Below are 23,722 nucleotides of genomic sequence, written 5' to 3'. Positions count from 1 at the left end.
CACGATGTTTAAAATAGCTCAAAGGGCCCAGCTGATGACTGAGTCTGCCACCTTAAAAATGGCACAACTTGCCAGACAAATGACAGCTCAGGGCCATGATGTCATCAATTTAAGTCTGGGAGAACCAGATTTTGATACCCCTGAACATATAAAACAGGCCGCAATTCAAGCCATTCGTGACGGATATACCAAATACACACCCGTAGCAGGGACCCTGGAATTGCGCCAGGCCATCTCTAAAAAATTTAAAAAAGACAACCAACTCCATTACAGTCCGGAAGAAATAATCGTTTCAAATGGCGCAAAACAATGCTTTGCTAACTTGTGTTTTGCGCTTTTGGAAGCTGGTGATGAAGTCGTTCTGTTTTCCCCATATTGGGTATCCTATTACGAAATTATTAAATTGGCTGGGGCTACACCAGTTTGTGTTTTTGCAGACGTTGATAAGGATTTTAAACCTTCCGCTCAGCAGCTTAGAGATGCAATAAGTTCCAGGACACGGATGTTTGTGTTTTCAAGCCCCTGTAATCCAACCGGTACGGTGTTTAGCAAAGAAGACATGCAACTTTATGCGGATGTCTTAAGGGATTATCCAGAGATCCTCATTGTCTCTGATGAGATTTATGAATACATTCAATTTGGATCGCAACACATGAGCATTGGTTCCCTTCCAGATATGAATCAGCGTACGGCAACCATTAATGGCTTCTCTAAGGGCTTTTCAATGACTGGATGGAGACTTGGTTATATGGGTGGTCCATCGGATGTTATTAATGCTTGTATCAAAATTCAAGGACAATTTACTTCAGGAGCAGCATCTTTTAGTCAAAAGGCAGCCTGTCTTGCCCTAGAATCTGACCTTAAGCCGACCTATGATATGTGTCAAGCATTTGAAAAAAGGCGAAACCGATTATTGGAAGAAATAAAGCTACTCCCAGAGTGGCAAGTCAATAAACCACAAGGCGCTTTTTATGTTTTACCGAATGTAAAATCTTGTTTTGGTAAGAAATACGATACGGGAATCATCGAAAATTCAGATGATTTGGCAATATATCTTTTACAAGAAGCCAAAGTAGCCGTTGTAAATGGCATTGCATTTGGCGCTCCAGATTGTCTCAGGATTTCATATTCACTATCTGAAGAACGCATTGTTGAATCTATTAAAAGAATCAGAGTCGCGTTGGATAAACTCGTCTAGGGATTAACAAATTCCTAAAGGGATTGATTCGGATTGATTTTAAACAAATTAAGGTATTGACTCAGCCAAAATAAACTTAGTGCCCAAAAGGCACCTTCTAACCATCCAACCAGCACATCAATTGGAAAATGTACGCCTACATAAATCTGTGAAAACCCTATGAGGAGCGCCCAAAAAATAAAAAGCCACTTCAATCTTCCTAAGAGTCTACCACAAATTAGAAAGATCATAACGGCTACACCCATATGATTTGTGGCATGAGATGATGGGAAACTATATCCACCAGAGCATGGCAATGCAGATACAAATTGATCTTTAAAATAAAGCTCATTACAAGGACGGTCTCGCTGAAAATATTTTTTAAACACACTGCTATTCATTTGATCTGTAATGATTACTGTCATTATACATAAAACAAATACCTTCCAGGTGTTTTTTCCAAAATTGAAACTTACCCAACTAATCAAAAATACATAAAGCGGAATCCAAAAATTTTTGTCTCTGAAAGCTAAAAAAAAGGGATCTAACATTGAGGATCGCATATACAGTTGAATCCATTCAAACAATTCATGATCCAAATGATTCAAGTATTTAATCATGTTGCGTGTTTCATTTTTTAAATACCAAAATCATTCGCTCGGAAAGTTCAGGAATGTATTCATCTAATTGATACGAACCAAATATTTTATAAATGTGCAGTCCAAACTGACTAAATAAATTGATTAAGTCATGTGTCTGATACAATCTGACTTTTTCATAAAATATTGAGCATTTATCTTCTTCAATTACGCAAATTTTTTTAGAAATCCAATGCAATTCCAATTGCTTCTGAATAAGAAAACAATATCCACCCGACTCCAGTTTTTCTTCTGATAGTAAATGTTTTCGGATATACGCAGCATTAAAATAATCAATTACACAAAGACCTCCCTCCTTAACATTCGCTGCAATGGCCGATGCTGCATTTAGTTCGTCATAATGAGATTTAAAGTATCCAAAACTGGTAAATAAATTTAAAACCACATCAAAGTAATTAATTCGGAACAATTGCCGCATATCGTGCCTGTAGAAATGCAAATCTTCTTTTTCAAAACGGAGATTTTCCCGAATTTTAGTAAAGGAGAGGTCAATTCCGGTTACATCATATCCCAATTGATTAAAAGCCAGTGCATGTCGTCCATTCCCACAGGCAACATCTAATATTCGGGAATATGCCGGTATCTTCAATACATTAACAAGTCGCTCTACAAAAGCATCTGCCTCGTTTTCATTTCGTTGATAGTACAAATTATAATAATATACCGTATCAAACCATTCTTCAAACCATTCCTTCATTTATTGTTTTAATGAATTCAAGCCCGAAATTAATACTTTTGCAGGGTAAAAATTTAAAGCCTTGAGTTTAATTACATCAATTTCCGGAATACGAGGCACCATTGGTGGTTTTCCAGGTGAAAATTTAAGTCCGTTAGACCTTTTAAAATTCACAACTGCTTATGTTCGTTTGCTTCAATTGAAAACAGAACGACCTAAAGTAGTAATTGGTAGAGACGGACGTATGAGTGGCGAAATCTTATCGCAGTTTGTTTGTTCAAGTTTACAATTTATGGGTGTTGATGTCATTCAAACGGGTTTAAGCACAACGCCCTCTGTTGAAATGGCCGTTCCATATCACAAGGCAGATGGAGGCATTATACTTACTGCCAGTCATAATCCAAAAAATTGGAATGCATTAAAATTATTAAATGCATCGGGAGAGTTTATTTCTGCAGAAGAAGGAATTCAAATACTAAATTGGAGTCAGGATACACAATTTGATTACGCGAAGGTGGACCAATTAGGTCGTATTGAAACAGACCCCCAATCCATACAACGACATGTAGATGCTATTCTATGCCTACCTTTTATACCAGTTGAATCGATACGTTCCAGAAATTTTAAAATTGTTGCAGATTGTATTAATTCAACCGCAGCATTGGCATTGCCTGTATTGTTTGATGCATTAAATATTGAATTTCTCTTATTAAATAAAGAAATTACAGGTGAATTTGCCCACAATCCAGAACCCTTACCACAACATCTAACTGAATTGATGCAGGTTACCGCATCACAACATTTTGACCTTGGCATCGCAGTAGACCCCGATGTAGATCGACTGGCTCTAGTCGATGAAAATGGAAATTACTTTGGTGAAGAATATACCCTGGTTACTGCAGCAGACTACATGATGCAAATAAAACCCGGAAACGCTGTTTCGAATTTATCCTCATCCAGAGCCTTGGGTGATTTATGTGCATTAAAAGGCAGTAGTTATTTTGCAAGCCCGGTTGGAGAAGCTCACGTTGTAAAAAAAATGAAAGAAACCAATGCATGTATTGGCGGAGAAGGAAATGGCGGAATTATACTTCCAGATTTGCATTATGGGCGTGATTCATTGGTTGGAATTGCATTGATCCTTTCTAATATGATTTTACAAAATAAATCTCTTAGTCAATTAAGAAAATCATACCCTAGCTATTTTATGCATAAGGATAAAATTGAATTGGATCCGGATTTAAAATATCCTGAATTATTAACGTATCTTCAAAAGGAATTCCAAAATGAGCAATTAAATTTTGAAGATGGCATGAAAATAGATTTTGAAAACTCCTGGATTCATTTGCGAAAATCAAATACAGAACCCATTATACGGATCTATACTGAAGCCAAAACGATGGTTGAAGCAGAGAATCTTGCAACCAGCATTAAATTAAAAATTGCTAAATTCTAAATCAGGTATGCAATCAAACCGAATATACCTTGATTATGCAGCAACTACCCCTATTTTACCTGAAGTTGTAGAATACATTTCAGAAATTGCGAAAACAATATTTGGCAATCCCTCATCAACTCATGCTGAAGGCAGAATTGCTAAAAGTTTTTTGGAGGAACATCGCAAAAATATTTCTGGCCACCTCAAATGCAATAGCTCTGAATTATTTTTTACAAGTTGTGGAACAGAATCCAATAATCTGATATTAAAATCTTCGGTTACTTCATTAGGTGTTAAAAGGATTATCAGCAGTCCAATCGAACATTCGTGTAATCTTCAAAGTTTTGACTGGTTGGCTAAACAGTATAATACAAAGATTGATTTCTTGTCAGTTAATGAATTTGGTCAAATTGATATAACCGAATTGGAGTCTTTATTACGCCAGGATTCACAAAAAACGCTGGTATCCTTGATCCATGTAAATAATGAACTTGGCACGATGTTAAATCTTGAAGAAACAGGAAACTTATGTAGAACATATCAAGCACTGTTTCACTCAGATACCGTACAAGGCATTGGTTTCTTTCCTTATGATTTTTCAAAACTGCCAATTGATTTTGCAAGTGGTTCCGCACATAAATTTTATGCACCAAAATCATGTGGTTTTGTATATATAAAAAATCAAAACATGCTAGAACCCTTATTGCATGGAGGTTCACAGGAACGATCTGTGCGTGCCGGCACAGAGAATCTAATTGGCATAGGTGCGATGTCTAAAGCGCTGTCCTACTGTTATGCACATTTTGAAGATCGAATTCACCATTTAATTAGTATAAAAGAACAACTCCGCACAAGTCTATTAAAACAGTTTCCGCAGATCTTATTCAACACCCCTTTGCATGCATCCTCTCCAAAAATATTGAATGTACAATTTCCATTTTTTGAAGGGATTGATTTGATGACAATAAAACTGGATATTGAAGGATTAAGTGTTTCCGGTGGCAGCGCATGTAATTCTGGTGCAGAAAAGGCAAGTCATGTGATCAGCAAGATTCGTCCGGATCACACTGGAAGAGCCATTCGTTTTTCTTTTTCACATGTAACAAATTCTGAAGAAATTGAACGCTGCGTTTCAAAACTTCAAAAAGTGGTACACTAACTTATTCGTGAACTACTTTAATAATTCGGTAATTCGTATCAGACAGATGGACGCAAAGCCAATACATACCTGGATGCAATTCAGTCCGAAGATGTATCAGGCCATCATTTGATTGAATACTTTGGTATTTCACCTGTGTGCCGTCCATTCTATAATACTGAATTGCAGCTATATATTGATGTTCAGGATTTTCCAAAAACAAGACATTGCTAAAGGGATTCGGAAATACTTTGAGGGTATTGTTAACTAAATCCTTGTTTTTAATAATACATCCTGTCCCTGGCGTTCTAAATGTCAAATTTGCAGGCGAGGTTATAAATTCATTGCATTGTGTTTGAATTTGAATTTCATATAATGTGCAACTGTCCAAATTCTTTAATTGAATATCCCGTGAATCAGCATTGCCAAAGTTCCATTCAATATCATACAATTTACGGTAAGCATAGTCAACCTGTCTTGCATTCGTTAACACCGCTGTAAAAGTTGCATTGTTTTGACTAATAGAATTCGGAACAATTGCTTGAATTGGCTCACAAGGTCCTTCATTGATCCAGACACAATAATCTTCATACTCTCCAAATTCTATAGATTGAAAACAAGAAAGCGGAGTCGCATCAGATACTTCTGCATATTTCATGCAAATTCTCATTCTGGTCAATCCAGTTTTTGCATTCAATGGAATTGTTAAATTATAGGATTTGGAATAAATAAATTTTACAGTAGGGTCAGCAAAATTTTCCGCTGAATCAAAAAATCCATCTTGATTAAAATCAATCCACGCTGCAACAACAACCTGACTGCTATCACTCAGATAGCCAGCCTTAAAATCAACCGAATGGTTCGTTCCCTTTTCAAAAACATACGACTGGTTGCTCCCTATAAAATTTCCATAACCGGCATTGTTTCCGCTTACAAAAGGGATGTTATCGATTGTAATTGAATGAAGCCATTCAAGACTGCTGGATGGTCTGAATCGTTTGCAGTAAGCCACATCACTGCATTGTTGACAACCGTCTGTATTGATAAGCAACACATTACTTAAAGGACTTGGACGATTATTACAAAAACTATAACACCGCAATTCATATTGAGCGCAAGATTTAAGGTTCTCCAATGAGAATAAATCATTGATTGGCTTGACTATAAATGTATCCCATTTTTGCACACCATTTAATCGGAGTAATGCTGTAATCTGACCTGCACCACTTGGGTCACGAAATTTCAATCTGACATCATGATCTGTTTTTGTGACAATTCTGAAATCAAATGGAGACTCACAACAACCTGCTGTTTTGTAGATCCGAATGGGTGAATAAAAGGATTCATAGCGTTGGCATCCATTTTTTATTTGCAATTCATATTCTGTACAAGGCTCTAAATGATCCAATAGTAGCTGATTTCCGTCATACACAAGGGTGTCAACCCAACTGGTTTTGTCTTTAATACGATAGCGAACGTTTATTGGATAGATTGTGTTTGACTCCCAAGCTAACAACAATGAATTCAAGCCTTGTTGGGCAAGGTACAAGGGACTGGCGTATAAAAGGCTTTGGAAAATATTCATCACGCCCCCAGAGACTGTGATATTGGTCAAATCATCATTCTGCTTAGCCGAGTTGATAAGGATTTGCTTTACCTCCAATGCTGCTTGAGCAGGATTTGACTTTGTCAAAGCAGCCAAATTGGTACAAGGAAGAGAATAAATCAAGCCAACGGCACCGCTTACTTGAGGACAGGCTGCACTGGTGCCACTAAAGGTTCTATAGGTATTGTTTATGTAAGTCGTGTAAACCGATTCACCGTAAGCGCCAATGTCAATTGATTTTTTTCCGTATCCGGAATTATTATCTTTTTTATCGAGATCATCCATGTTGGTAACCGCAAGCAGGTAATCGCTTTCGCAAGTTGTAGGTAAGTCCCCTTCAACGTCCACATCAACATTTTGGTTGGTAGTAGATGCAACATTTAAAATACCCACACTCCCCAAACTGTCATAAATAGCACACCACAAAGGGGCATCTTCAGGTCTGGCATTGTCTGCACCCCAGGATGAATTGGTAGCTACGACAAAAGCGCCTTGTTTGCCATTTGATTGATTGTATTGACGACGAAATAAAAATGGGTAGGCATAGGATTCAAGGGCATTGGCTTCATCCCCTCCCCCCGCAACTACCATTATTTTTACATTCCAATTTACGCCGCTGATTCCTTTTAGATTATTGCCCCTGCCACCAATGAGCCCCATTACCGGCGTACCATGTTTTCCCAATTCAAATACATCGTTGCTTGTATAGGTATTCCAACCATGAAAATCATCTACATATCCATTTAGGTCATCGTCTATACCATTTGCATTTATTTCTTTTAAGTTGAGCCAAAGATTGTCAAAAAGATCCTCATGAAACCAATCGACTCCATCATCAATTACGCATATGACAATGGTGTCCCCATTTTCCGTATAGCCACCTGTGGTTAGATCCCAGGCTTTTTCAGAATCAAAATCTGCAGCAGGATTTCGTCCATTTGAACCGTCATTTAAATGATGCCATTGCCTGTTAAAAAAAGGATCGTTTGGAATCAAGCGTTCTTGGATTAAATGATTTCTTTGAGCATTTAAAATCTCAGGAATCTGCCGCAATTGATTGATCAGAGACGTCTCATTGTATCGACTGTAATCAAATTTTAACAGCCATACATTCCAAACAGGACCTAATTTTCTCAAGGGTTCAACCAAGTTTAGAACAGATTCTGCTCTTTTAAAGGATGCTTGAGACTTTAAACTATTAAAATCAAGCCCAGGAGCAAGCTGTACAATGAGCTCACCCTGTTTATAATTTAAAGACTGAGAATCCAACTGAACAGCCATGAAATTGAACATGGCAATGACAAGCAGCTTTAAAAAAATTCGATAAAATTGAAACATCTGGAGTATTTAAGCCTGTGAAAAGGTACACAATATTAGAAAACGTCTAGGAAATCAAAAAATATATTAAATATTTTAGTAATCTGTATATAAATTACAAATATTTTTAATATATTAGCGCTTTAATAACAGACGCCTAACAAGGTAACCAAAATTGAAACTATGAAAAAAATTATTCTTATTTCACTGGGATTGATTTTCGTCAGTCCACTTTCTGATCTCGTTTCCCAGAATAGTGACCTCAAGGAGCCGAATCAGGTTTTGTCGGTCAAAAAGCAAGAACCTGTATCAAAGCCCGTTGAGGCTGAACTAAAAGTACCAGCAGTTCCAGCTCAATTGACTCCAAAGGCTGCTAAAAGCAATACAACAATAACAGAATCTGAAGCTCGCCAAACCAAACAAACTTCAATAATCGACGAAGGCAGCTCCGGATTGAATGCAATGAAAGAATTAATTGGTGTAAGCCTCATGGCAACAGACAAAATATTATTATTTGACGATCCTGCTATTTCGGGAAAGGCCGATGCACAGGCTAATAAGTTGTATTTTGTTCAAATAACGGCTCTAAGTAAGTTTACTGATAAAATGACGGATCGGTTTAGTAAGTATGCTGCATATGGAGATGTATACAAAGTTGATGCAGATGGCGCTACAAAAATTCGTATTGGTAGTTTTCAAGATGTCAATGAAGCCATCGCTGTGTTAAATCTTTTAAAGAAAAATGGATTAAAAGATGCATTTATCGTAGCCGACATTCTTGATTCTGGAAGAGCCACGATGTTATTTAAATCTACCGCATCCGCTCCAAAAGCTACGCCTAATACTGAAGCTCCAAATACCAAAACAAGTAATTTTGAAGATGGAAAATACAAGATTCGGGTTTCTGAATACAAGGCACCAGATTGGTTTGATGTCAGCAAAATAAATGATTTAGGAAATATTGAACATTGGACCAAGGGTGGCTGGACCATCATTGTTTTAGGAAATTACCAAACAGAACAAACTGCAAAAGAAGTTATGGATAAATTAAAAACAAGAGGTTTTAAAGAAGCCTACATCGTTGTTGAAGAAAATGGAAAACTATACAGACAATAATATAATTTAAATATAAAAAAAGCCGGTGAATTACTCATCGGCTTTTTTATTGAATTTCATTTTTAATTTATACAATGCAAGATTCATTTAAATCAGATTTAACCGGGAAAGAGTATTCCATTATGGAACGGGTCCCGGCATCCACTATCAGAAAATCAATTTTCGATCTGATACTTAAAGATCAATCTGATTTTAATCAAAACAGTTGCATTTCAATATCTGAATTAAACTTATACCGCCAACGATTTATAGCCAATACCCTGGTTCAGGAAGTGGATGATTTGGCAGACTTGCGTGAAAATGTATTACACGCTATCAAGGATGAGACCAGCTTAACGGATCAAATAGAAAAGGAAGACATCCCTCAATTAAGCCCTGGACAGCGTTTAGCTGATTTAGTAGCGACATTTGGTGGCAGTTGGACATTTATACTCACCTTTTTAGGATTTATAGCTGTATGGATTGTAATTAATATCTTTTGGTTCAGACACCAACAATTTGATCCTTATCCGTTTATCTTGCTGAATTTAATACTCTCTTGTGTTGCTTCTTTACAAGCACCAATCATCATGATGAGCCAGAACCGCCAGGAAGAAAAAGACCGAGAGCGTTCTAAAAAGGATTATATGATCAATCTGAAATCAGAACTGGAAATTAGGATGTTACATGAAAAATTAGACCATTTGATTTTACACCAACAACGAGAATTAATTGAAATTCAAAAACTCCAGATAGAAATGATGAATGATATTATGAAAAAAATTAAATCCTAAATTAGTACTTCTACACTCATTTTTGCAATGTCATCCCATTTACCTCGACAAGATTTTCCATATCATACTTAGCAAAAAAATATTGTGTGCCGGTCGAGTCAAATTTTCGCACATATCCATTTTTTAAGCCATCTTTATATTCAACGATTAATTTAATTTTACCATTTTCATAAAAGCTGGTATCACCTCCATTTTGTTTGTCCTTTTCAAAATATTGTACCTCTTCAACGGAGCCTTGTGGATAATAAAATGTGCTTTTACCGGTTTGAAAATCATTTTCAAACAAGCGCACGGATCTAATTTTACCATCTGCATAATAATCAATCATTTCCCCTTCCTTTTTGTTGTTGATCAATTGGGTCCTTTTACTAATTGCTCCTGTTCCATAATATTTCAATTCTTCTTTTGGGTTGTTTTTACAAAAAAACAAGCAACTTAAGCAGATGATTGCTAAATAAATTGGTGTTGAATATTTAGAATGGAATGTCATTTTATTAATATTAAAATTAGGATTAAAATTACATACAAAAAGTAATTAATAAACTGGGGGAATCCTGTTTAACTAATATAAAAGAGGTTGAATGTAACATTCAACCTCTTTTATATTAAGATCTAATATTTACGAAATTATTCTTTCTTCTTCCAAGGCAGGTTGTTTACTGCTCTACCTATTTTTGTACCAAAGTTTACACCTTCGTCACAGTCCATTCTCCAGTGTACGCCCAATAATACGCGTGACCATGCATTTTCAAGAGCCATTTCATAAAGGCTTCCAAAACTTCTTGGTTTGCCTTCAAATTCTGTTCTGTTTTCATGACATCTGTCCGTCATAGAGTACGCATACCCGAACACACTGGCCAATGCTTCAGCAGCAGCTGCACCCATTGTAGAGTGACCAGAAGGATATGCTGGAAATGGTGGAGTAAAACCGATATCGCCTGTTAAAGGATTATTCAAATTAGGTTTGTAATTTGGATCGATTACCTTTAAAATATAAGTCGCTGGGCGTTCTACGTTATATATATACTTTGAATTCCATGCGCCCACGGCTGCATCACTTAAAGCCATACCACATTTTACATAAGCAACTGTAGCTGTTTCTAAATTAGACTTTTCAATTTGAATAATTTGGTTTGCAACTGCAAGCCAACGTGGTCCAGGGCTAAATGTAAGATTTAATAAGTCATCACTCCAGAATTCGCCAATCCATTCTGTTTGGTAATTAGAAGCTGTTTTAGTATAAACTTGTAATGCCTGTGAGTAGTACTCAGAATTTGGATTTTCTGAATATTGCATAAAATAGGCAGAAGGAGGTAAACAGATTTTTTCAGTTTCAGTAATAGCAAATGTTCTTGCTTTTCCATAAATAGCACCCATTGGTTTTGTTGGGCCTGGCACTGTTGGTTTCCAATCACCAGGACCTCTGTAATGAGTCGCCCAATCATAAGTACCAAATGGATCTTTGTAATGATCATGACCGTAAAAGTCGGTTGTTGACCAATTCCAAACGGCTAAGCCCACTTCATTACCAAAAGCTTTTGAAGTATTGTAGGTTTCTTGCCCAGCTTCAGCTAAAAATTTTGCATTCTGGCTGCTGATCAAACCATCTACCCGAATTTTTACTTCTGGTTTAATGTCAGGAAAAAATTTAGGAATCATCGTGGTGTAGATTGAATGCACTACAGTTGGCCAGTGATATTTTGTACCATCAGCAGCTTTTGGAATGTTCAATCCAGGGTAACGGCTTGCAATCGAATTATATTCTGGCATCCCAGTAATTAATGCTTCGTAACATGCCAATCCCATTAAACCCAAAGATCTTGGCGCTGGTCCCGGTCTGTAACCTGCAGCATAGCGCTCAATTTCAAGGAATATTTTATTCCATTCCAAAGTTGCATTTGCATTATAATCAGAAACGAGGTTTTCAGAATCTGATTTTTTGTCATCATCTTTACTGCAAGAACTATATAACAAAACCAAACTTGCAGAAAGAAGAAATAATGATAATAACTGCTTGATTTTCATAGATTAGAAATGATATTAATAAATATTTCGTTCGAAGGACAAAGATAATTTGCTTCAGAACCGTGTGGCTTAAGAAGCTTTTAGAATCTAATTAGAATTTCCTTAAAATCGAATTAACATTTGAAAACATGGATGACCTTATCGATATTTGGTTTTCGCCCTGAAATAATTTCATGAAAGTACTTGTAATTGAAGACGAATTAAAAGCTATAGAAGCCTTAAAACAAGGTTTTGAAGAAAATCAGATCTCGGTTGATTTAGCCCATGAAGGCTTAAATGGACTTCGATTGGCGCTGGAAAATGACTACGACGTAATCATTTCAGATATTGTAATGCCAAATCTCAGTGGTTTAGAACTCGTCAAATCCTTGCGGAAAAAGAATCAAAGTACCCCTGTAATTTTATTAACAGCCCTCGCCGGTACAAATAATACAGTGGAAGGTCTGGAAGCTGGAGCAGATGATTATTTGGTTAAACCCTTTGAATTTAAAGAATTGCTTGCGCGGGTGAAAGCGCTTTCAAGGCGAGGCAAGGGAAGAACTCAGGCAAATCAAATTTTGGTTTTCGAGGACGTTCGGATGGACATTGATGCCAAGGAATTTTACAGGTCCAATAAGAAAATAGACCTGACTCCAAAGGAATTTGCCCTTTTAGAGTACTTTTTAAGACATCAGGGTCGGGTTATTTCGAAAGCTGAAATTGCTGAAAAAGTTTGGGACATTCACTTTGATACCAATACCAATATGATTGAAGTTTACATCAATTATTTAAGAAATAAAATGGACCGCCCTTTTGCTAAGAGGTTGATACACACTATATTTGGTGCTGGATATATTTTTAAATTGGAGAATTAATACATGGCTTTCAATCCAATTCACCAAACATCTGTTTAACTATGCAAATTCGTCGAAGGCTTACCATACAATTTATTCTGATCGTTGCAATCATTATGGTATTTGCATTGATGTTTATTCATTTTGAATTTGAAGAGCAGGTCCGTGATGATTTTTATGGCAATTTAAAATCTAAAGCTATCATGACAGCCGACATGATAGTCGGTCATGAAATACTGTATAATGAAAAAAAGAATGAGTCCAATCCGAATTTATCAATCTATACAGAAAATATAACCATCTATAATCAGGACAACAAACGTATTTATAGTTTTAATCCAGGTTCTGAATTTTTGGATGCCGGAAAATTGGCTGAGATTAAAAGCTCCGGAGAATATCGTTTTAACAGAGAATCCTTTAATGCACTTGGTTTAGTGTATCGAGACAAATCAAACAATAACTATGTAGTCGTTGCAGAAGCTGTATTTAAATCTGAACATCTCAATGATCTGACCAAAATATTAATGTTCGTTTTTATTTTGTTTATTATACTTGTTGCTATTGGTGGATGGATTTTTGCAGGGCAAGCATTGGCTCCGGTTAATCATATTATGAATGAACTCGAAGCCATTCTGCCAACGGATATGAGTCATCGATTAAAAATTCATAATCAAAACGATGAACTGTCTCGACTTGTCGTCACATTTAATAATCTATTGGATCGAATTCAGAAAGCTTTTGTTACACAAAAATTATTTCTTTCTAATATCTCTCATGAATTAAAAAATCCCTTGAGTGTAATTATTAGTCAAATTGAAGTAAGCTTACAAAATGAACGCAGTACCCAACAATATAAAGAGACCCTTAATTCAATTTTAGAAGACACTAAAAATTTAAATGAAGTTTCCAACAAACTAATGCAGCTTGCCCGAATCACCTCCGATCAAAATGTAGTTGAGTTTGGTGAAATCAGAATCGATGAATTGGTTTGGCAGGTAAAGTCTCAACTTGTTAAATCCCATTCAGATTATAAGATTCATTTTGAGATTTTTAATTTACCCGAAAATGAACGAAATCTTGTAATCAAAGCAAATGAGGCGTTGATAAAAACGGCTCTTATAAACTTAATGGAAAATGGATGTAAATTTAGTCCTGACCATAAAATAAAAGTATTGATGGATTGTCAACTGAATCAACAAATTCAAATTGATATCGTAGACAATGGACCTGGTATTAATGAAGCCGATCTGCCTTATATTTTTGAACCATTTTATCGGAGTCCACAAACATCTGTTATAAAAGGTTCCGGTATTGGCTTATCCTTGGTATCTTCTATATTAAAAATTCATAAAATCCAAATGAATGTAATTCCCGGCGTAGAAGGTGGAACTATATTTAGACTGCTTTTTACTTCTATTGAAAGCCAACCAAATCAACTCCCTGTTAAAACCATGGTCTTACAGACCAAATCTCAGCTTGAATTACAATACAATTAAACGCTAATCCATCTCGTGCTTGCCCTACGAAAAATAAAACAAAGAATACAAGAGAATTGGCGTCAATCGCTGGTTCTCAGTATTTTTTCTTTGTTGATAATCGCTGCAATTGGTTGGTATGCTTGTTTGGCTCCAAATAAATCGTATTCTGACAAAACAACAGAACTTATCGTTGACTGGTATAATTTTTTCTTAGAAGCTGATCGTTATTCAGAAGGGTATAGAGGTTCGATTTCAGCAAGAACATTTGGCTATATAGGGATTGCAGGCATTGAAAGTGCCCGGCCAGTTTTTAAAGGAGATCTTAACTCCTTAGAGCAATTTCTTCCCGGTTATAAGAGCATTAATTTTCATGGCAATGAACCATACATTTTACAAGCTGCTTTAAATGCCTGTTATCGTAAAATGTTTGCAAGATTTTACCTTACAGCTCCAACTGAAGTATATAATCATTCCGAGGCCCTATTTTTAAAATGGGATCAGTATTTAATAAAGCATTATACGAAATCTCAAATTGAAAGCTCCAAGTTATTTGGGAATTCCATTGCGAATTCAATTTACGATTACTCTACATTAGATACTATTGGACATCAAGCTTATTTACATATTTATGATAAACAATATACAGCTGTAAAAGAAGAAGGTAAATGGCAAATATCCGAGGAATTGCCTATGCCTCCATTGCTTCCCTACTGGGGCAAGGTCAGGCCTTTTGTAATCAATTTAAAAGATTTTATAGCTAAACCTTTACCAGAGTATTCTACTTTGGTTGGATCGGAATATTATACTGAAGCCTTAGAAGTATTGACAATTAGTTCTCCACTTTCATTTGAAAACAAATGGATTGCTGAATTTTGGAGTGATGACCATCCCGGCTTAACTTTTACACCAAGTTCTCGGTGGATTTCAATCACAAATCAGGTAATATGTAATGAATTGCCTTCTATTGAAAAAACACTCGAAACTTATTTGAAAATTGGCATTGCACTCACAGATGCTTCCATATCCTGTTGGAATTCAAAATATCTATACAACCTAGAGAGGCCTGAATCTTATATCCACAAAGTCTTTAATAAAGATTGGCAACCCTTATTTCATACACCACCCTTTCCTTCTTATCCATCAGGACATTCAATTTTCGGAGCTGCCGCTTCTGAGGTATTAACTTCTTTGTATGGAGGGGACTATGCAATGGTTGATCATAGCCATGAAGGCCGAGATGAATTTATGGGGACTCCTCGTAAATTTCATTCGTTTTATGAAATGGCTTTTGAAAATGCATTTTCAAGAATCCCCCTGGGAGTCCATTTTAGAATGGATTGTGAAGAAGGTTTGCGACTGGGCTTTTTGGTTGGAAAAAAGTCAGTGCTTTTCAAATTTTCAAACAAGATTATTCTTCCTTATAAATAATTTAATTCCTTTTCTGACAAAGGAATGTGATACCTTTGGATTAGCAATTATAAATTGTGATTAAAGCATTTGCCCTCTGTTTTTCTATTTTATTGGTTGCATCAGGGATGCAAGGTTTTATTGCTTTTAGCTTCTATAAACTAAACCAACAAACAATCGAGCAGACAGTCTGTGTAAACAAAAACAAGCCACAGAAAAAATGCCATGGCAAATGTTACTTAAAACAGAAACTGCTTGAGCAGAAGAAAAAACAAAATCAAACTGCCTGGTTACTTGAATTAAGCAATTCACTTACCCTTTTTACACCTACGGCTACTCTTCAATCCATAAATTTAGAAATTCCGATTCGTAAATTAAATTCGAATTATTTATATCCACATTCCCACCAATATCAACTTGCAATTGACATCCCTCCAGAGGTATAAATGAATCGCTAAAAAACCTTTATCCTTCGTATTGAATTTTTTAAACGTTTCATTTTTAAAAGTTTAAGAAATTACTGCCTAGACTAAATGGCTTTTGGTGGTGAATTTAATTAGTGCATTTTGATATAAATTTTTGTTGAATAATAAAAAAAGTTCTATGAACAAGAAGATTCTAGCAATCTGTCTGGGTTCTATGTTGTATTTATCTGGTTTAAATGCATGTGATATCTGCGGATGCAGTATCCCACATTCCAATATGGGTTTACTTACTAATTTGCATCGGAATAGTATCGGATTCCGGTACTCAAATACCTCTTTTGAAGTTACCGGATTGTCAAGCCGTTTGATAAAAGACCGTTTTCAAGGATTTGAATTAAATGGCTCCTATTATTTACGTAGCAAACTTCGCTTATATGCCGATATTGCTTTCCAAAATAACCAGCGCATAGAGTCCGACCAAAAGAATTCAATCCACGGAATTGGAGATTTGAAAGCAGGTGCTGCATACGAACTTGTAAATCGTAAATTATTTAATGAGTCTTACAAATTGTATTTTGAAATTGCCTCACAAATTAAAATTCCGATTGGAAAATACAATGCCGCAATACATGATTTGAATTTACCCGAAAACTTCAATTTATCAAACGGAGCTTGGGGTTTGAGCCTGAATCCAAAATGCGCATTTTCAAATGCAATCAACGGACTCGTATTAAATGCTAATTATACCTTTCTGTCGAATTCAAAATATGGGTATAAATTTGGAAACCCATTTCAGTTTCAATCATTGTATTATTTTGAAACAACTATTGCCAAACAGCTTAAAATAATCCCATTTGCAGGGTATTACTTTGAGCATATTGGTTCAGATCAATATAAAAACAATCGCCCTGTCGAAGGCACAGGAGGTCGAGGTCATTATATTGATGCCGGATTAAATCTAAACTATACAAATTATTTATTGAGTATTTCAAGCGCATTTGCGCTTGATCAAAAGTATTCAGGTGGCAACGCCACGTTAAAAAACAAATTTTCAATTCAATTAACTTACTTATTTTAAAAAATTAACATGAAAAATATTTTGATTTTTATTGCATTTGCAAATTTATTTTTTGTTGCATGCTCAGATGACGACAAGCAACTTATTTATGATTATCACGCACATATCGAACAACCGATCAAAACCAGTTATCAATTAAATGATAGTTTTAACATTCAAATTAATTTTGAAAGCCATACCGGAGAAACTGTTCATCATATTAATGTGCGAATACTAAATAAAACTACCGGCATAGAAGTTTACAGTAAACCCACCAATGAGCATGTAGATGATCCAAGTGGATCGTATGAATTTACTGATTCTTTTTTGTTAAATACAGCTAATGGATTTAGCGCAAACAGTACCTGGATCCTTGAGGCAAAAGTTTGGGGCCATGAAGATGGCATTGAAGAAGAAATCTCTAAATTTGAATTTACAATAAAACCTTAAAAAACAAAGTACAATCCCGGGGTTAATCACTCCGGGATTTTTTTAAGCCATTGCTTCAATAGATTCCGTACGTTTTTGCGCTTTTTTACGCTCATTTTCATCCAAAATGATTTTACGAAGGCGAATCGATTTTGGAGTTACTTCTACATATTCATCTTCCTGAATGTATTCAAGTGCCTCTTCTAAAGAAAAATTAATTTTAGGAACAATTTGAACGGTGCCATCAGATCCTGACGCACGCATGTTTGTCAATTTTTTACCCTCAACAATATTAACTACCAAATCACCTGGTCGAATTTGTTCGCCCAGAATTTGACCGATGTAAATATTTTCACCTGGGTCAATAAAAAACCGACCCCGATCCTGCAAATAACTAATAGAATAGGCTGTCGCCATCCCTGCTAGTTTTGACACCAAAACTCCGTTTGATCTGGATGGTATATTACCTTTCCAGGCTTGGAATTCTTTGAATCGATGAGCAATGATGGCTTCACCTGCAGAGGCAGTGAGCAACATATTTCTTAGGCCTATCAATCCTCTAGATGGAATTTGAAATTCAATATGAATTAAATCCCCTCTGGTTTCCATGACAAGCATTTCCCCTTTCCGTTGGCTCACCAATTCGATTACTTTTCCGGAAAACTGTTCAGGAACGTCTACCGTCATGACTTCTATTGGTTCACACTTTACTCCATCGATTTCTTTTATTATTACACGAGGTTGTCCAACTTGCATTTCATAGCCTTCCCGTCTCATCGTTTCAATTAATACAGAAAGGTGCAATATTCCTCTTCCATAGACCAATATCGATTCCGGACTCTCTGTGTCTTCCAGGCGAAGTGCTAAATTCTTTTCCAATTCTTTTTCCAGACGTTCACGAATATGCCTGGAAGTAACGTATTTACCTTCTTTACCAAAAAATGGAGAATTATTTATGGTAAACAACATGGAAATGGTTGGCTCATCCACTTTTATTGGAGTCAGGCCTTCCGGATTTTCAAAATCAGCAATGGTATCCCCGATTTCAAAATCTTCTAATCCAAATACTGCACAAATGTCTCCGGCTTCAGCAGATTCCACTTTCGTCTTACCCAAACCTTCAAATGTGTATAATTCTTTAATCCGTGATTTCATGATGGATCCATCGCGCTTAACCAGGGAGACCGGTTGATTGATTCGTATGCCTTGTCTGAGAATTCGTCCGATTGCAATCCGTCCGATGTAATTTGAGTAATCCAAACTGCTTATCATCATTTGTAAATTGCCTTCTGGAATTACTGGAGCAGGAATGTGCTCGATAATTGCATCCAATAATGGCGTGACGTCTTCGGTAGGTGTTTTGTAATCCAATCCCATCCAGCCTTGCTTCGAAGAACCGTAAATGGTTGGAAAATCTAATTGCTCTTCGGTTGCTTCCAAATTGAAAAACAATTCAAAAACATGGTCATGAACCTCTTCCGGACGACAATTTGGCTTGTCCACTTTATTTATTACAACGATGGGTTTCTTACCTAAACTCAAGGCTTTTTGCAATACAAAACGAGTTTGTGGCATGGGCCCTTCAAATGCATCAACCAATAGCAACACCCCATCTGCCATATTTAATACCCGTTCAACTTCTCCACCAAAATCAGCGTGGCCGGGGGTATCAATAATATTTATTTTGGTGCCTTTATAATTGACTGACACATTTTTTGCAAGAATCGTAATACCTCGTTCACGCTCCAACTCATTGTTGTCCAAAATCAATTCTCCCGTTTGTTGATTTTCTCTGAACAATTTAGTTTGATGTAAAATCTTATCCACCAAGGTGGTTTTCCCGTGATCGACGTGTGCTATAATAGCAATGTTGCGAATATCCTGCATATAATTTACTAAAATGGACTGCAAAATTAGTCTAATTTATGCATTCAAAATCAAGTCTAAAATGAGATAACATATAATTTGCAATTAATAATAAAGCCCTTATATATATAAATTTAATTAATATAAAAGAAAACAGGCAAAATGGGGGCGGGAAGCCAATCTCAATCTAAGTATTTGAATTACAATCACTTATAAAATTTTAAAAAAATATTGAAAAATTTTTGATTTTAAAGCAGCATTCCTCGTATTTGATGGGTCTTTAGATTGTAGCCGGTTATTAAGTGGAATTGTTTGAATAAATGAAATTAAAACTAAATCTATCATTTACTGAATTAAAAGGTAGTGATAGGTAAGGTTCGCTTCAATATCCCGGGTATTGAAGCATATTATTACGGATTTTTTTAAATTTTATACATTACCTACTACTGTCTTAGAAACTATCCGCCCACAGGGACGGGTAGTTTTTTTTTGTCCATTCCGCTTCTAATAAATTTTAACCTATCCCCCAAGGTATTTTTCAGGGCATCAGTTTGTTTATAGCCTATTGCAAAATGAATAATATTAAATATTATTATAATACATAAATTGTTGTTTACAATTATATTACGTCAATATATTCGGTTCTGCTTCTTTAAAAATGAATAATTATACCATTTTGGGATTTTTAAAGCAGCTTCTTTTGTTTATAAATAAACAAATTCTGTTTAGTTCTAGCATTGGAATTCGATTACGACTCCTCCGCTTATAATAACATAGAGTATTGTAGCTTTGCCCCCCTTAAACCTTCCTGAATTATATGGAGCGCAATCATATCATTGGAATTTTATTAATCATTGCTGTATTGTTTCTGTGGAATCAATATTTTTTTCAACCTGAAATGCAGGAGCAATTGAGAAAAAAACAAAATCAGGATTCCCTAAGTCAATTGACAAAACCTAAACCTGAAGAGGTACCTGTTAATCAAGGTAACCCAATTGCCAATACAGATACTGTTAAGGCCTTAAATGACACAGCAATTCAAATACCGACTAAAGAAGTTATTCTTGAAAATGAGCTGATTAAATTAAAATTTAGTTCGAAAGGTGCGCGAATATTAGAAGCAACCATTAAAAATCAGTATAAAATTCATGTTGGAGCTGATAGTGTAGAGCAAAAATTACCCTTAAGCCTATTAGAAGATGTAAAAAATGAATATGACATCAGGCTCAAAACAGAAGTCGGAGAACTGTCTACTAAAAATCTAAATTTTGAAATAAATCAAGCCGATCCAAGTCAAATTCGTTTTACTGCTCAAGTAAACACAGGTGGAAGCATTGTCATTAGTTACCGCTTATTGCCCTCTGAATACCAATTAGAATATAGTATTCGTACCGAAAATCTTAAATTAAAAGAAGATCTTGTTATCCATTGGGAAAATTATTTGGACAAACTAGAGCGCAATACGGATTATGAAAAATACGCCAGCACAGTTTATTTTAAGGAAAAAGAAGAAAATCCAGATTACTGTTCATGCCGAAATGATGATAAAATTGAAACCAATAATAAACGAGTTCAATGGGTATCTCATTCCAATCAATTTTTCAACAGCAGTTTAATTTCTGAAAATGGTTTCAGCAAAGGTCGCTATGAAACTGTTTTACTGGAACCCAATTCCAACGATTTAAAAAAACTGGTTACAGACGTAAGCATACCTGCTATGGAAGTGGATCAGAAAGAAGCTAAAATGACATGGTATATTGGTCCAAATGATTTTAAGAGACTTAAATCTTTTAATATTGAATTGGAAGATATTATTTCTTATGGCTGGAGTATTTTTGGAAGTATCAACCGATATGCAATACGACCGCTCTTTGTGTTCCTTTCCAATTTCATAGGAAATAAAGGTTTTATAATATTGTTGATGACATTTGTCGTAAAGCTTCTTGTGTTTCCATTAGCTTATAAAATGTTGCATTCCCAAGCAAAGATGACCGCTTTGAAACCAGAAATCGAAAAGGTTCGAAATAAGCATAAAGATGATATGCAAAAGCAACAAATGGAAACCATGAAAATGTACAATGAATTTGGTGTTAATCCGCTAGGAGGTTGTTTTCCATTATTATTACAGATGCCTATTTGGATTGCATTGTATCGCTTTTTTCCTGCAACCATTGAATTTCGACAAGAGTCCTTTTTGTGGGCTGCTGATTTAACTTCTTTTGATGAATTTATACATCTTTCATTTAATTTACCTTTATTTGGAAATACACTTTCTCTATTTGCTTTCTTGTGGATGATTTCAACTTTGATTTTTACATATTATTCTTCTCAATCCATGGATTTTTCTGCTAATCCAGCAATGAAATATATGCAATATTTAATGCCTGTTATATTCTGGTTTATGTTTAACAAAACAGCTGCAGGATTGACTTGTTATATGTTTTTTAGCAATTTATTAAATATTGGACAAACTATACTTGGGCGGAGTTTGTTGTTTGATACTGACAAAATTCGTGGGGAGCTTGAATTGAATAAAACCAAACCACGCAAGAAAGGAGGATTTAGAGAACGATTGGAAGGCATGATGAAAGAACAACAGCGACAAGCAATGGAACGAGATAAAAAAACTAAAAAATGATTCGTTCTATACAATTCCTTTTAATTTGCTTATGTTTTTTTTCTACATCTTGTAGTCGAAGAAACATGGAAAAAAATAAAAAAGCTGATGGGCCTATAATTCCAACTGCTTTATCCGTATTTAAACAAGTTTTTTCTCCTGAAGACACCTTATTAAGCAATACTGACACCTTGCTTTTTTATCGTCGTTCTGCTTGTTTTGGCTTTTGTCCAACATTCGATTTTACTATTTACCAAAATGGCATTGTAAAATATGATGGCATTCAGCATGTTGACAATTTGGGAACGGCATATCGGCTGGCAAGCGATTCCTGGTGGAATTTGGTAAAAGCAGAATTAAATAAATTTGATTTTTATAAACTCGCATCTGTATATCCAATAGAAAAAGAATTATATATCCCTGATTTACCAAATACCATTATAACACTTAAAGAAATGGGAATGCGAAAATCAGTAATTGACAATCACCATGCGCCTAAAGAGTTAAAGGATTTTGAAATTTTTATTGAGGCTCATTTTCAAGAATTATTTAATCATCGGTAATTTCAATATTACCAAGAAGCAATTTCGATTGCATGACTGAAAAACATAAAGTTGTTGGAGTTATAGGTGCAGGAAGTTTCGGCACAACAATCGCTACCTTGCTTGCGCACAATACCGATGTATTAATATATGCTCGCAAGAAAGAAATCGTTGATAAAATCAATCAACAACATACCAATTTAAATGTCAACCTGGATGTTCGCATTCGGGCTACCCAATCCTTTGAAGAAATCTGTGCAGAAACAAAGATTATTTTTCCAGTGGTCCCTTCAGAAAATTTTAGGGAAACTTGCAGCAACATGGCTGCTCACCTTACACCTGCCCATATCTTGATTCATGCCACAAAAGGATTAGATATTGCAGGCATTCCAATTGCTAATTTGGCCATGGTAAATATTTCCAGAAAAAATATTCACACCATGAGTGAGGTGATCAGACAAGAGACTTCTGTGATTCGGGTTGGTTGTCTGGCAGGCCCGAATCTTTATCGGGAAATCCTAGACAAACAACCGGCCGCATCGGTGATTGCCAGTGAATACGATGAAGTGATCAAAGCCGGATCTGATGTTTTAGGAAGTCGACTATTTTATGTTTTTGGATCTTATGATTTAGTTGGAGCTGAAATGGCTGGAGCACTTAAAAATATCATTGCGCTTGGTTCTGGTATGTTGGCAGGAAAAGGTCTTGGCAAGAATCTTGAAGCCATGTTGATTACCCGTGGTTTACGCGAAATGATTGAATTGGGAAGAAGTGTGGGTGCAACCTCACGATCCTTTTTAGGGACGGCAGGAATTGGTGACCTGATTGCCACAGCAACCAGCACTAAAAGTAGAAATTTTAGTTTTGGATACAGACTGGGCAAAGGTGAAAAACTCCAGGAAATTATGCAATCCATGGATGAGGTAGTGGAAGGTGTGCGTACGGTTCGCATTGCAAACCAGTTGGCCAAACATTATCACTTAAGACTTCCGATTATCAATATGATTTATAGTGTTGTGTATGACCATTTGGATCTTGAAAAAGCAATTCAATTTCTGATGCGTTATCCGTATTTGCCAGATGTCGATTTTGTTTAACAGCTTGTCGGAGATATGTGTACATTTATAGGTATAAATCCCATTT

The 23,722-nt window shown here is 35.7% G+C and carries 20 protein-coding genes; 14 read left to right on the top strand and 6 right to left on the bottom strand.

The features are described from left to right. Positions 1-4 precede the first annotated feature (4 nt). The gene (locus IPK91_00730) at positions 5-1,198 is read left to right on the top strand and encodes a pyridoxal phosphate-dependent aminotransferase (protein ID MBK8295822.1); all 1,194 of its coding nucleotides are present in this window, start codon (positions 5-7) and stop codon (positions 1,196-1,198) included. A 14-nt stretch (positions 1,199-1,212) separates the two neighbouring features. On the opposite strand, the gene IPK91_00725 is transcribed toward IPK91_00730, so the two are convergent. After that, positions 1,213-1,797: a phosphatase PAP2 family protein gene (locus IPK91_00725; protein ID MBK8295821.1), complete on the bottom strand. Its 585-nt coding sequence runs from the start codon at positions 1,795-1,797 to the stop codon at positions 1,213-1,215. A 10-nt stretch (positions 1,798-1,807) separates the two neighbouring features. Continuing rightward, positions 1,808-2,533: a methyltransferase domain-containing protein gene (locus IPK91_00720; GenBank protein ID MBK8295820.1), complete on the bottom strand. Its 726-nt coding sequence runs from the start codon at positions 2,531-2,533 to the stop codon at positions 1,808-1,810. Positions 2,534-2,594: 61 nt separating this feature from the next. Between IPK91_00720 and glmM the strand changes: the two genes are divergently transcribed. Both glmM and IPK91_00710 read left to right on the top strand, forming a co-directional pair. After that, entirely contained in the window at positions 2,595-3,968 is a 1,374-nt protein-coding gene (gene glmM, locus IPK91_00715) for a phosphoglucosamine mutase (GenBank protein ID MBK8295819.1), read from the top strand. 7 nt (positions 3,969-3,975) lie between these two features. Continuing rightward, complete coding sequence (locus tag IPK91_00710) at positions 3,976-5,109, top strand: cysteine desulfurase (protein ID MBK8295818.1); 1,134 nt, start codon at positions 3,976-3,978, stop codon at positions 5,107-5,109. Between the two features lies 1 nt (position 5,110). On the opposite strand, the gene IPK91_00705 is transcribed toward IPK91_00710, so the two are convergent. Further along, positions 5,111-8,032, bottom strand: coding sequence for a S8 family peptidase (locus tag IPK91_00705; protein ID MBK8295817.1), 2,922 nt, complete (start codon positions 8,030-8,032; stop codon positions 5,111-5,113). A 162-nt stretch (positions 8,033-8,194) separates the two neighbouring features. Here IPK91_00705 and IPK91_00700 point away from each other — a divergent pair, with 162 nt between their 5' ends. Continuing rightward, on the top strand, positions 8,195-9,127 hold the full coding sequence (locus tag IPK91_00700) for an SPOR domain-containing protein (protein MBK8295816.1): 933 nt from the start codon (positions 8,195-8,197) through the stop codon (positions 9,125-9,127). A 74-nt stretch (positions 9,128-9,201) separates the two neighbouring features. Then, entirely contained in the window at positions 9,202-9,900 is a 699-nt protein-coding gene (locus IPK91_00695) for a DUF1003 domain-containing protein (protein MBK8295815.1), read from the top strand. 16 nt (positions 9,901-9,916) lie between these two features. On the opposite strand, the gene IPK91_00690 is transcribed toward IPK91_00695, so the two are convergent. Both IPK91_00690 and IPK91_00685 read right to left on the bottom strand, forming a co-directional pair. After that, positions 9,917-10,390, bottom strand: coding sequence for a hypothetical protein (locus IPK91_00690; GenBank protein ID MBK8295814.1), 474 nt, complete (start codon positions 10,388-10,390; stop codon positions 9,917-9,919). 137 nt (positions 10,391-10,527) lie between these two features. After that, positions 10,528-11,925 carry a vanadium-dependent haloperoxidase gene (locus tag IPK91_00685; GenBank protein MBK8295813.1) on the bottom strand — a complete coding sequence of 466 codons (1,398 nt, stop codon included), beginning with the start codon at positions 11,923-11,925 and terminating at the stop codon, positions 10,528-10,530. Between the two features lie 173 nt (positions 11,926-12,098). Here IPK91_00685 and IPK91_00680 point away from each other — a divergent pair, with 173 nt between their 5' ends. From IPK91_00680 to IPK91_00655, 6 genes are all read left to right on the top strand, one after another. Then, the gene (locus IPK91_00680) at positions 12,099-12,779 is read left to right on the top strand and encodes a response regulator transcription factor (GenBank protein MBK8295812.1); all 681 of its coding nucleotides are present in this window, start codon (positions 12,099-12,101) and stop codon (positions 12,777-12,779) included. A 41-nt stretch (positions 12,780-12,820) separates the two neighbouring features. Beyond that, positions 12,821-14,254 carry a HAMP domain-containing histidine kinase gene (locus tag IPK91_00675; GenBank protein ID MBK8295811.1) on the top strand — a complete coding sequence of 478 codons (1,434 nt, stop codon included), beginning with the start codon at positions 12,821-12,823 and terminating at the stop codon, positions 14,252-14,254. A 15-nt stretch (positions 14,255-14,269) separates the two neighbouring features. Then, a complete protein-coding gene (locus IPK91_00670) occupies positions 14,270-15,664 on the top strand; it encodes a vanadium-dependent haloperoxidase (protein MBK8295810.1) in 1,395 nt (464 codons plus the stop codon). A gap of 56 nt (positions 15,665-15,720) precedes the next feature. Next, a complete protein-coding gene (locus tag IPK91_00665; GenBank protein ID MBK8295809.1) occupies positions 15,721-16,089 on the top strand; it encodes a hypothetical protein in 369 nt (122 codons plus the stop codon). 157 nt (positions 16,090-16,246) lie between these two features. Next, complete coding sequence (locus IPK91_00660; GenBank protein MBK8295808.1) at positions 16,247-17,146, top strand: hypothetical protein; 900 nt, start codon at positions 16,247-16,249, stop codon at positions 17,144-17,146. A 9-nt stretch (positions 17,147-17,155) separates the two neighbouring features. Continuing rightward, positions 17,156-17,575, top strand: coding sequence for a hypothetical protein (locus IPK91_00655; GenBank protein ID MBK8295807.1), 420 nt, complete (start codon positions 17,156-17,158; stop codon positions 17,573-17,575). 42 nt (positions 17,576-17,617) lie between these two features. On the opposite strand, the gene typA is transcribed toward IPK91_00655, so the two are convergent. After that, complete coding sequence (gene typA, locus IPK91_00650; protein ID MBK8295806.1) at positions 17,618-19,441, bottom strand: translational GTPase TypA; 1,824 nt, start codon at positions 19,439-19,441, stop codon at positions 17,618-17,620. Between the two features lie 796 nt (positions 19,442-20,237). Here typA and yidC point away from each other — a divergent pair. The 3 genes from yidC to IPK91_00635 all read left to right on the top strand — a co-directional run bounded on the left by yidC (position 20,238) and on the right by IPK91_00635 (position 23,676). Beyond that, complete coding sequence (yidC, locus tag IPK91_00645) at positions 20,238-22,058, top strand: membrane protein insertase YidC (GenBank protein ID MBK8295805.1); 1,821 nt, start codon at positions 20,238-20,240, stop codon at positions 22,056-22,058. Positions 22,059-22,123: 65 nt separating this feature from the next. Then, positions 22,124-22,600 (top strand): hypothetical protein, encoded by a 477-nt coding sequence (locus tag IPK91_00640; protein MBK8295804.1) that lies wholly within the window; start codon positions 22,124-22,126, stop codon positions 22,598-22,600. 32 nt (positions 22,601-22,632) lie between these two features. Next, the gene (locus IPK91_00635) at positions 22,633-23,676 is read left to right on the top strand and encodes an NAD(P)-dependent glycerol-3-phosphate dehydrogenase (GenBank protein MBK8295803.1); all 1,044 of its coding nucleotides are present in this window, start codon (positions 22,633-22,635) and stop codon (positions 23,674-23,676) included. Positions 23,677-23,722: the final 46 nt, after the last annotated feature.

It is taken from the genome of Saprospiraceae bacterium (assembly GCA_016712145.1).
Classification (GTDB): domain Bacteria; phylum Bacteroidota; class Bacteroidia; order Chitinophagales; family Saprospiraceae; genus Vicinibacter.
The sequence above is the reverse complement of the archived record's forward strand: the minus strand, read 5'-3'. Positions and strand labels throughout refer to the sequence as shown.